This is a genomic window from Flavihumibacter sp. ZG627, from assembly GCF_000814325.1.
In the GTDB taxonomy this organism is placed as follows: domain Bacteria; phylum Bacteroidota; class Bacteroidia; order Chitinophagales; family Chitinophagaceae; genus Flavihumibacter.
The window spans coordinates 540,737-551,836 of record NZ_JPHF01000001.1; the positions used below are offsets into that span (position 1 = coordinate 540,737).

13 protein-coding genes are annotated in these 11,100 nt (G+C 42.6%); 7 read left to right on the forward strand and 6 right to left on the reverse strand.

Annotation, left to right across the window (positions count from 1 at the left end; all coding sequences use genetic code 11):
* The first annotated feature begins 19 nt into the window (after positions 1-19).
* The 5 genes from HY58_RS02400 to HY58_RS02420 all read left to right on the forward strand — a co-directional run bounded on the left by HY58_RS02400 (position 20) and on the right by HY58_RS02420 (position 4,178).
* Positions 20-1,462 (forward strand): SusD/RagB family nutrient-binding outer membrane lipoprotein, encoded by a 1,443-nt coding sequence (locus HY58_RS02400; RefSeq protein ID WP_039127076.1) that lies wholly within the window; start codon positions 20-22, stop codon positions 1,460-1,462.
* Between the two features lie 187 nt (positions 1,463-1,649).
* A complete protein-coding gene (greA, locus tag HY58_RS02405; protein ID WP_039127080.1) occupies positions 1,650-2,123 on the forward strand; it encodes a transcription elongation factor GreA in 474 nt (157 codons plus the stop codon).
* Between the two features lie 146 nt (positions 2,124-2,269).
* Entirely contained in the window at positions 2,270-2,977 is a 708-nt protein-coding gene (locus HY58_RS02410) for a hypothetical protein (protein WP_039127084.1), read from the forward strand.
* The gene (locus HY58_RS02415; protein WP_039127087.1) at positions 2,974-3,372 is read left to right on the forward strand and encodes an HIT family protein; all 399 of its coding nucleotides are present in this window, start codon (positions 2,974-2,976) and stop codon (positions 3,370-3,372) included. Before HY58_RS02410 ends, HY58_RS02415 begins: the two co-directional genes overlap by 4 nt.
* 245 nt (positions 3,373-3,617) lie before the next feature.
* A complete protein-coding gene (locus HY58_RS02420; protein ID WP_039127089.1) occupies positions 3,618-4,178 on the forward strand; it encodes a hypothetical protein in 561 nt (186 codons plus the stop codon).
* A 12-nt stretch (positions 4,179-4,190) separates the two neighbouring features.
* Here HY58_RS02420 and ruvC read toward each other — a convergent pair whose 3' ends face one another.
* On the reverse strand, positions 4,191-4,760 hold the full coding sequence (ruvC, locus tag HY58_RS02425; protein ID WP_039127921.1) for a crossover junction endodeoxyribonuclease RuvC: 570 nt from the start codon (positions 4,758-4,760) through the stop codon (positions 4,191-4,193).
* A 19-nt stretch (positions 4,761-4,779) separates the two neighbouring features.
* Here ruvC and HY58_RS02430 point away from each other — a divergent pair, with 19 nt between their 5' ends.
* On the forward strand, positions 4,780-5,823 hold the full coding sequence (locus tag HY58_RS02430; RefSeq protein WP_039127091.1) for a lysylphosphatidylglycerol synthase domain-containing protein: 1,044 nt from the start codon (positions 4,780-4,782) through the stop codon (positions 5,821-5,823).
* Between the two features lies 1 nt (position 5,824).
* Complete coding sequence (locus HY58_RS02435; protein ID WP_039127093.1) at positions 5,825-6,622, forward strand: DUF3108 domain-containing protein; 798 nt, start codon at positions 5,825-5,827, stop codon at positions 6,620-6,622.
* 54 nt (positions 6,623-6,676) lie between these two features.
* Here the strand turns inward: HY58_RS02435 and HY58_RS02440 are convergent, their stop codons facing one another.
* From HY58_RS02440 to HY58_RS02460, 5 genes are all read right to left on the reverse strand, one after another.
* The gene (locus HY58_RS02440; protein WP_039127923.1) at positions 6,677-7,570 is read right to left on the reverse strand and encodes an MBL fold metallo-hydrolase; all 894 of its coding nucleotides are present in this window, start codon (positions 7,568-7,570) and stop codon (positions 6,677-6,679) included.
* Complete coding sequence (locus HY58_RS02445) at positions 7,551-8,879, reverse strand: MFS transporter (RefSeq protein ID WP_039127095.1); 1,329 nt, start codon at positions 8,877-8,879, stop codon at positions 7,551-7,553. Before HY58_RS02445 ends, HY58_RS02440 begins: the two co-directional genes overlap by 20 nt.
* A gap of 12 nt (positions 8,880-8,891) precedes the next feature.
* Complete coding sequence (locus tag HY58_RS02450) at positions 8,892-9,713, reverse strand: undecaprenyl-diphosphate phosphatase (RefSeq protein WP_039127098.1); 822 nt, start codon at positions 9,711-9,713, stop codon at positions 8,892-8,894.
* Positions 9,714-9,720: 7 nt separating this feature from the next.
* On the reverse strand, positions 9,721-9,984 hold the full coding sequence (locus tag HY58_RS02455) for a DUF3098 domain-containing protein (RefSeq protein WP_052323782.1): 264 nt from the start codon (positions 9,982-9,984) through the stop codon (positions 9,721-9,723).
* Between the two features lie 70 nt (positions 9,985-10,054).
* On the reverse strand, positions 10,055-10,927 hold the full coding sequence (locus HY58_RS02460) for an ABC transporter permease (protein ID WP_039127102.1): 873 nt from the start codon (positions 10,925-10,927) through the stop codon (positions 10,055-10,057).
* Positions 10,928-11,100 lie beyond the last annotated feature (173 nt).

The following is an 11,100-nucleotide window of genomic DNA, read 5'->3' on the forward strand; positions in this document are numbered from 1 at the left end:
TATCAAAACCAAATTAGAAATGAAGAATACATTATATAAATCGTTATTATGTGCCTTCCTCGTAACCGGAGCAGTTTCCTGTTCAAAGTACGATGAAAGCTTCAACGTAAACCCGGCTAACCCCAGTCCGTTAGCCCTTCAAACCCGATTCCTTCTTTCAAGTGCTCTTCAAGGTGTTGAAGACGGCAGCTTTTCTATCAATGCAGGGAATTTTTATGTTCAATATCTTGCAGAAGGACCCTATCCCGGAGCTTCCCTATACACTGGTAAAAACTTTGATTGGGCAGGCATTTATACCGGACCACTTTATGACTTACAGCAGATCCTGAACCTTGTGGAAACACAAGCACCAGCAGCAGCCGAGGGAAATGGTAGCTACGCTAACCAGAAAGCAGTAGCTACAATACTTCAGTCTTTTCTTTATATTCAAATGACTGACCGTTGGGGGGCAATTCCTTATAAGAATGCTCTTAAAGGATCTAATGATCTTAAGCCTGTTTATGATAGCCAGGAAAGTATTTATGCAGATGTTTTTGTAAAACTTTCAGAAGCAGTTTCATCAATTGATGGGGGAAACCCCGTTGCTGGCGACCTGCTTCTTGGTGGTGATATGGAAGCATGGAAAAGATTTGCCAATACTTTGAGAATGTCGATGGCTCTTCGTTTATCTAAAGTTGATGCAGCGAAGGGAAAGGCAGAATACAATGCGGCAATTACTGCTGATGGGGGTGTGATCAGCTCCAATGACGAAAATATAGAGTGGAACTATATCGATGATCCTGCTTATTTCAATCCCTGGTATCAGAACTATACTATTTCCAATCGAAATGATTTCGCTATCAGTGATGTTTTAGCCAATTACATGCTGGATAAAGGCGATAAGAGAATTGAAGTATATGCTGAAGAACTGGCAGGAGCAACTCCTTACAAAGGATTGTTATACGGATCCAGTGCTGCTAAAAATATTCCGGGTGCTTACAGCCGTGTAGGTGATGCATTCAGGGGTAAAACAAGTCCAGCAAGGATTTTCAATTATCCCCAGGTACTTTTTATGCAAGCGGAAGCTGCTAAAATCGGTTATATTGAGGGTGGCGATGCTGCTGCTGCCTTGTTCTATGCTGATGCAATTAAAGCCTCATGGGAAATGAATGGGGTGTTTAACCTTGCTGATTTCACTGCTTATTTGGCGGAGGTAGCGTATGTTCCTGCTTCAGGATATGAGCAGATTATGACTGAAAAATGGGTTCATAACTACCTTAATGGTTATGAAGCCTGGAACGATTGGAGAAGAACTGGTTATCCTGTTCTTGAGCCCGCTGAAGACGCAGTTGATACACGCGGTATTCCTGTACGCCAGGGTTATCCAACCAAAGAAGGTGCTCTTAACCGCGAAAGCTATGAGGCTGCCGTGGCTACTCAAGGTGTGGATGATAACTACACATTTATCTGGTGGGATAAATAATATTTATTACAAACTGTTGATTATCCAGATAATTTTAAGGGCCGTCTCTCCGGAGACGGCCCTTTTTTTAACCCTCTTGCTTGGTGGTTAGAACATAGTTGTCTATCTTTGATTCAATTAAGTGCAACGCTTTCGCATCAGCTGAAGGCGTTGTACTTTTTTTTACTTTAACCAAAGGAGGTTAACTATGACAGATGTAATCTATGTATCAAAAGAGACCCTCGAGCAGATGAAGGTAGAACTCCAGCACTTAAAAGGAGTGGAGCGCCCCGCTGCCTCAAGAGCCATTGCCGAGGCACGGGAAAAAGGTGACCTCAAAGAGAATGCAGAATATGATGCAGCAAAAGAAGCCCAGGGCTTGCTGGAAGCAAAGATCAAGAAAATGGAAAGCGATCTTGCCCTTGCCCGTATCCTGGATGCCACGGATATCGATACCAGCAAAGTATCGATCCTTACCAAGGTAACTGTATCAAATATGGCTACTAAGAAAACCGTTACCTACCAGATCGTTTCAGAGAAAGAAGCCGATCTTAAATCTGGTAAAATATCTGTCACCTCACCTATCGGCCAGGGATTACTTGGTAAAACTATCGGTGAAATAGCTGAAGTGAAGGCACCCGCCGGTATCATCAAGTTTAAAGTGGAAGCCATTTCCGCATAGATCCAACCAAACGCCATAAAATTCTTCTTAAAGACGACCACCAACTGGTCGTCTTTTTTTTGCCCCATTTCCCGATAACAATTTATTAATAATCCGGTAACATTGGCTTCATTTTGAGATAACATTGGGTGGATAGCTTTGCACCCATGTTACGCGTTATATTATTTATTCTGTTGATAATACCTGTAAGCATCCAGGCACAGCGTACTATTAAATGGAATGGGCTCCACCTCAATGCGATCGATAAACAGGGGCGCAAGCAGGGAGAATGGCTGTTCTTCGACAAGAAAGGCAACGCTGTGATGCAATGCAGTTTTAATAATGATATGGTGAGTGGGCCAAGAGTATTCTTTAATAATGGCGATACAATACTGGTTCGGCTGGAAAGGAAGAATGACCGGGAACCATTCATTTATTATTATAAAAACCAGCAAATTAACGGCGTCTTTGCCCATAAAGGGGATGACTTCAATATTGAACTGGATCATATTCCCGCTGGCTTTACCGCGGCAGATATACGTGAATTGAAACGCTGGTACGCAGTTAAAATTGAACCCGTTTATATGTTCGGGGTAGAGCGACTCGCAGATTATTTTAGTGCAGCTTATTATAAATCGAACGCCATTCCCAACTGGCACCATAACTTTGTACTAACCATCAATGCATCGGGTAAGGTAACCAATGTGGAGTGGGAAGAGAAAGACGAGTTGTGGACAGCTAACCTGGAAAGGGAAGTGTTTGATATGTTCTACAGCATGGGCCGCTGGCAACCATTCTTCGATACCTGGCAAACCCAGGAAATTAAAATAACGATGTCATTAGGTGCTGATTTGAAAGCAATCACAGCAAGATGACAATATTCTCAAAGATTATCAACCGCGAGATCCCTTCCTATAAGATCGCCGAAAATGACAAGTTTTACGCCTTTCTGGATGTATTCCCCATAACCCATGGGCATGTTCTGGTAGTACCTAAAATGGAAGTGGATAAATTCTACGAAGTTCCGGATGCCTATCTTAGTGAAATCCTTGTATTCGCAAAACCTATCGCCAAAGCCATAGAACAGGCCTTTCCCTGTAATCGCGTAGGCTCTGCTATTATCGGCATTGAGGTTCCACATGCGCATCTCCATCTTGTCCCCATCAATAATGCCGACGACCTCAACTTCACCCGTGGCAAAATCACTGTAACAGAAGACGAACTTAAGACGGCACAGGAAAAGATCCTGGCTTATTACAGGAATTTATAATATCCCTTTTTTGCTGTTCACATCGCTTTTTTAGCTGTTCACATCGCTTTTTTTGCTGTTCACCACATTTTATTGGATGGAATAAAATATATATATAATATAGCATGTTGTTTTCAGCGCCTTGTATTTTCAAACCAGGAGTAATTCCGACGGATGTTGGCGATACGTTGGCCGCAGTATAATCGAAGCATATTCGAAACATACGCTGAAAGCCGCTATTTTATTAATGTTTAAAGCAATATTCTATGGCAAAAAATGCAAACAATGCGATTTTGGAGGGCTTTTATGGAAAGGTGGATGGAGGTTATATCCTTCGCCGCCGGGGAAAAACTAATCATATCTATAAAGCCCCTCCTCCCTCCGGTAAAAAGCCGTCAAAAGCACAGCTGGAAAACCGTCTGAAATTCAAAAAGGCAGTAAAATATGCCGTAAAAGTGAAGCGTACCCCTGCTCTTCGGGCTCGGTATGCTAATAAAATGGAGAAATGGCAAAACATTTATAACCTTGCAATAAAGGATTTCCTCAAATCCCCGGGGATCCTGAGCTTCGAAACCAAAAATTACAAAGGCCAACCCGGAGACAAGATATTTATTACTCCCCAGGATGACTTTGCAGTTGCTAAACTTACCATATCAATTTTTGACCCCCATGGTAATCTGGTTGAAAAAGGAAAGGCCTTTTCTGAAAGGGGCGTCTTCTGGGAATATTGCACCACTGTACATAATGAACACTGGAAGGGGAGTACCATCTCCATGAAAGTATTTGACCTGCCGGGGAATGAAGGCTTGGCCGATACTATTGTTTAGCAGGGTAGAAATTTATGGCTGCCGGAGGCGATGAATATTCTGCCTTATAAAGTCGTCCCAGCCCTTTGCCTTTGACTGAAGGGCTGGTATTACTGAACTGGTCTGGTAATGATGACAAATGGCAACTGCAAGGGCATCAGATGCGTCAATATATTCCGGTACTTCCGTTATGGTGAGTATGCGCTGTAACATCTGCCATACCTGGTGCTTATCGGCATTTCCGTTACCGGTGATGGATTGCTTTACTTTTTTAGGTGAGTATTCGCATACTTCCAGTCCCGCCTGTATGGCCGCCGCTATTGCCACGCCCTGTGCCCGCCCCAACTTAAGCATACTTTGAACATTCTTACCAAAAAATGGTGCTTCAATAGCGAAAGTAGTTGGTTTATATTCAGCTATCAACTCCACTACTTTTCTATGTATCAGTTCCAGCCTTACATGCTGGTCCTTTTTTGCATTCAGTTTCAGCACATTCATATGAACCAGCTCCAGTTGCTGACCATTGATGGCCAGAATACCGTAGCCCATCACAATGGTACCAGGATCTATTCCAAGAATTATTTTAGAGGGCTTAACTGACAAGAGATTATTTTTATCGGGGATGATCAGTACCAAAAATATCAAAATCTTTCTCAACTACTGGCTGGGACCAATAATATTCCTATGGCTCACCTGGGCAATTTATAACCAGGTGATCTCACAACCTGATCTGCCACAGGCCTGGATCAATATTAAGGCATCATTAAATGCCGGTGGACAAATACGAATAATCGCCGTAATTCTTTTAATGATCGTAAACTGGGGTATTGAAGCAGTGAAATGGCGCGAACTGCTTCGTCCACTGCATCATCTTTCCTTATGGCGGGCCCTGAAGGCAACACTTGCTGGTGTTGCATTTGCCGTGAATACACCTAACAGGATCGGGGAATATGGTGGCCGTGTTCTTTATCTTCCTGACAACAAAAGGTTGCAGGCCGTTTCACTAACGCTGATTGGCAGCTTCAGCCAGTTACTGGTAACTATGATGGCAGGTACAGCCGGGCTCTGGTTATTATACTTTGGGGCCCTGGAAATTCATCCTCCCGCTTATTGGTCATCAAATGCATTATGGATAAGAGTTCTTTGCCTTGTATTATCAACAACAACCATTTTGTTATTGTTAGTATACCTTCGCATCAGCTGGCTTGTCAGGCTCTTTGAACGCCTGCCGGGTGTTGATAAATGGGGTAAAGCATTGCTGGTGATTGACCACCTGCCGGTTAGAATTTTGTTAAGAGTGCTCGGATGGTCAATGATACGTTATACAGTATTTGTGATTCAGTATATATTACTGCTCCAAAGCTTTGAAGTAACATCATTGATCTGGGTTTCAAGCTGGATGATCAGCGTGCAGTTCCTGATGCTTGCAGTTATTCCCACTATTGCTCTGGCAGAACTGGGATTGAGAGGACAACTGGCACTTGAATTGTTTGGATGGATCAGCACAAATACATTGGGTATTGTAACTGCTTCTATCGCGCTATGGCTGATAAACCTGGTTACACCTGCACTGATTGGCAGCTTACTGATCATCCGGATCAAGATCTTTAATCCTATGAATAAAAAGGATACCCCCGTTGGGGAGATCCCGAAAAATGAAATTTGAAATGAAGTTTAGTACCATAACTGCTACCTTACTGGCCATTTTCTTTTCGCTTAAGCTGAATGCTGTAAATGAATTCTGTGGTATTCGTAATGTTGCCTTCCAGGGTGGTGAGTCTACTACTTATAAGGTCTTCTATACACTTGCAGGAGTATACATCGGGGCGGGTGAAGCAAGTTTCAATGTGAACCTTACTAACCTCAATGGCAAGCCCGTGTATCATCTTATTGGTGATGGGAAAACCTATAGCTTCTACGATAGCTTTTTCAAAGTGCGTGATCGCTACGAATCTTTTATTGATACGGCTTCCCTTCAGCCATACCGTTTTATCCGTAAGGTGGATGAAGGTGGATATAAGAAATTCCAGACGGTGAATTTCGACCATGCTAAAAACAAGGCTATCTCCAATGAAGGCACATTCAATGTTCCAAATTGTGTGCAGGACGTTGTGAGTGCAATCTATTATGCAAGGAATATCGATTTCAACAAATACAAACCCGGCGATAAGATCTACTTCAATATGTTCCTCGATAATGAGACATTTAATCTTTATATCCGTTACCTGGGCAAGGAAACCATTAAGACAAAATACGGAAAGTTCCGCGCCATCAAATTCAAACCCCTACTGGTTAAGGGAACTATTTTTGAAGGGGGGGAGAAGATGGTTGTATGGGTTAGTGATGATGGAAACAAGATTCCATTACGTATTGAAAGTCCAATCAGTGTAGGTAGTGTAAAAGTGGATATGATGAATTATAAAAACCTTCGTTACCCGCTCAGCAGTTTAATATCGCTGAATTAATCGCCACAAAAAATTAACTGCGGCAGAGAATCCTTTTTTCTTTCCCTCGCTAATTCACAGATCAGAGAGTGCCAATACATCTCTACTGCGTATACCCTTCTCTGTAAGTTGTAATGTACAACATTCTATTTGCGGATCATGTTCAAAGAAAAGGATATAATCATTCCTTAAGGCTTCTTCAAGAAATAATTTCTTTTCTGCAAGAGTGGTAAGAGGGAACATGTCATATGCCATCACATATGGCAGCGGAATATGCGCGGCAGCGGGCAGGAGATCAGCCATAAAAACAATGGTCTTTTCCTTGTAGCGGATTTGAGGCAGCATCATGGAATTGGTATGTCCGCTTACAAACCGTAAATCAATATTTTCATTAAAAGAAGTTTTCAAAATGTTCTCCGGTGGCGATGACATCCAGTTGTTCTGTGAACTTCCTTTTGCATAAGGCAGTTCAATGAATTGTAGTTGCCCGCTTTCTTTAATGGGTAGTATATTCTCCTTCAGAAAAGATGCTTTCTCGCGATCATTGGGCTCCACAGCCCAGTTCCAGTGTTCTTCATTACTCCAGTAAACTGCATTTGGAAATGCGGGTAATAATTTATCGCCCACGCGAAGTATACTTCCGCCGCAATGATCAAAATGCAGATGTGTCAGTATAACATCAGTAATATCTTCCCGGTTAAATCCGTGCTTTGCCAATGATTTGTTGAGGGTTGCATCACCATGCAGATGGTAATGTCCAAGAAATCTGGCATCCTGTTTATCACCAATCCCATTATCAACCAAAATCAATCTCTTGCCATCTTCTATCAGCAGGCATCGCATACTCCAGATGCAAAGATTGTTCTCGTCTGCTGCGTTGAGTTTGTTCCAGATAGATTTTGGAACAACCCCGAACATGGCTCCTCCATCAAGTTTGAAATTTCCCGTATCAATGGTGTATAGACGCATAATGCTTTTCATAAACTTTTTTGGTATAGAGTAATGCAAAGAGTCCTAAAACAAAAAATACACCCAGCGCTACAATTGAATTACGCATACTCCCGGTTAGTTCCTCCATATAGCCGAATGTGAAGATCCCGATAACGATTGCGATCTTTTCGGTTACATCGTAAAAGCTGAAAAAGGAAGTTGTATCTTTTGTTTCCGGGATCAATTTTGAATAGGTACTTCTGCTCATACTCTGTATTCCTCCCATTACCAATCCCACTCCGCTGGCCAGGAAATAAAACTGCATATGAGTCTGAACAAAATATCCGCCCACACAGATTCCGATCCAGAGTATTACTGAAAGTATAAGTACATTCAGGTTGCCGATATATTTCGAAAGCCTGCTCATAATGATGGCTCCCACCATGGCTACCAATTGAATAAGAATAATGGTGATCAGTAATTTGGGTTCGTCATCCGGGTTGGGGAATATGGTCTTCTTGGCAAATCCGGCGGCTACCAGCATTACTGTTTGCACTCCCATACTATATAGAAAAAAAGCAAACAGGAATCGTCGCAGGGCTGGCATATGTTTTAATTGATTCCATACCAGTTGCAACTCATGAAAACCATTAACCAGAACATGCTTTTTAGCCTGTCTTTCTTCCTTGCTGGTTTCGGGCATTACGCGAAGGGTTAGCTGCGCAAAACCAAACCACCATAGACCTACCAGGAGGAATGATATCCTTGCGCCGATGGTTTTATCCGTTTCATCCAGCCCGAAGAGACCGGGTTTTAAGATCACCACAAAACAGATTATCTGCAGTAATACACTTCCAATATAGCCCAGCGCAAATCCTTTGGCACTGATCCTGTCCTGGTCTTCCGGCGCTGCTATATCTGGTAAATAGGAATTGTAGAACACGATACTGGACCAATAGCCGAGGGCTGCGATGGCAAACATAATAATGCCGTATTCGATGCGGGTGGGAGTAAAGAAAAATAGTGATACACATGCTGCGGATCCAAGAAAACAAAATGCCCGCAGGTAACTTTTTTTGTTTCGTTTATAATCTGCGATGGATGAAAGTATAGGCGAACTGAATGCCACTACCAGGAATACCACCGCAAGTGCATAGTCTATGAGGGCTGTATTCACAAATTCACGCCCGAAGAAGTTGACTTTATGGTCACCATTTCCGTTTCCGGTACTACTGATGGCTACAAAATAAGCAGGGAAAATGGTGGATGTGATAACCAGGTTATAGGCACTGTTCGCCCAATCATACATTGCCCAACCATTTATAACTTTCTTGGGAGCAGTAACCATATTTGAGGTTTGTTAAATGATACCCGTCCACAGCAATATAAGAAGAATTATCCCTGCTGCAATCCGGTAGTAACCGAACCAGCGGAATCCATGTTTCTGAAGAAAGCCAATAAAGAATTTAATAGCCAGTAATGCAACAACAAAGGCTACGATATTTCCAACAATGAATGCAACCAGATTATCGGTTGATGCTAATAGCAATTCATAACCTTTCTGTTCCCCGCCGCCTTCAGTCTTCCAGTTTTTAAGAACAAGTGAATATCCTGTTGCGGCAGCCATGGTTGGAACAGCGAGGAAAAAAGAGAATTCTGCAGCAAGATTCCTTGACAATTTTTGCTGCATACCTCCAATGATAGATGCTGCACTGCGGCTCACACCTGGTATCATTGCTATACATTGCCATGTGCCTATGATCATAGCCCGGCCAATGTTTATGTCTTTTTCTTCCCTGATCAGCGGATGTTGAAAATACCTGTCAATAAAGATGAGAACAATTCCGCCCACAAGCAGTGAAATAGCCACTGTAAGCGGACTCTCCAGCATGGCGTCAATCTGGTCCGAAAAAAGAAAGCCTAATACCAATGCCGGTATCACTGCCATCACAAGCTTGATGTAAAAGCTGAAACTTTTGAAATCAACAAACTTCTTCCAATAGAGCACCACAACCGCCAGTATTGCGCCCAATTGTATGGCTACTTCAAATAGTTTGGTAAATTCTTCTTTATGTATGCCCAGTAATGTGCTGGCAATGATCATATGGCCGGTAGAGGACACGGGCAGAAACTCCGTCAATCCTTCAACGATGGCAACGATGACGGCTTCAAAAATACTCATGTGGTAATCAGGCTTTTTTTGGCTTCCTGAAGATGGCTACTACTTCCAGGGCGAGGCCCGCCAAAATAAGGATTGGTGCGATCGTAATCCTTGTGGTGCTATAAACCTCTTTCTGGTCAAATACACCGGCATCTGAACTTTTACCACCTGCCATCAGGAGCATTCCCAATGCAATTACTGCAATTCCAGCGATCATGAAAATATAGTTCTCTTTCCCAAACAAGCTTTCAGAAGTGTGGGTGTGAATGGTTTTGGTGGCTTTCTTCGACATAACTTATTTTAAATATTGTAATATAAATCTTACCTCTCAAATCTTACCTCTTACCTCTTACCTCTTACCTTTAGTACAGGTCATCCAGCTTCATCTTAAGATACTTGATAACGCTGCGATGTGTACTTAGCAAAGAAATCAGGATACCCAGTATAATGATGCCTCCTCCAAGCAGTAATAACCAGGTCATATCACGCATGGCCTTAAGCTCTGGCAACTGTTTCTCGGCGAAAACTATCAGGGCAATTATTCCAGCAACAGCAATGAGTCCTGCGAAAAGGCCATTAATGATCGCTCTCATATCCATTGGCTTTGCAATAAATCCACGGGTTGCACCTACCATCTGCATGGTTTTGATGAGAAACCTGTTGCTGAACATGGCAAGCCTGATGGTATTATCAATAAGTACGATCACTACTATGCACAAAACAATCGCGATGATAAGTAATACAAGGCTGATCTTTTGAACATTCTGGTTAAGGTTGTCAACCAGTGATTTCGGGTATTGCACATCGTTGACCCCGATATTCTGCTCGAGGTCAGTAGCGATGGCTGAAAGAGAATCGGAATGCACATATTGGTTACGAAGCTTGAAATCGATACTGGCGGGCAGTGGATTGGCATCAAGAATATTCTTCCAGTCGTCATTGCCATCAGCCATGAACTTATCGCGGGCGAGGTCTTTGGTGACGTATTCGTATTCCTTTACGTAAGGCTTGTCCGCTATATATTGTACCAGCGCAATACTGTCTTTTGGGCTGATATTTTCGCGCAGGTATACCCTTACCTCCACATTTTCCTTGAAGTATTGTCCCAGTTTGTTGGCATTGATCACGATCCAGCCAAGCAGACCAAGAATGAAGAGCACCAGCGAAACGCCCAGGATGGACATGAAGTAAGATGGTTGGGAACGTTTTGCGGATGATTTTCCGATTTGCGTCATGTTTTCAATTTTCAGTGGGTTAGTACCGTATCAATGGGGACAAAAATAGCGGTTTTACCGGTTCAGTTTGTATTTTTGTGCCCCACTAAACGATTGTGACCAGCAGTATTATTGCGGGTTTGAAAGCATCCCCTCAATTTTAGGCTGGTTTTCACATTTGCGGAAATTACCGA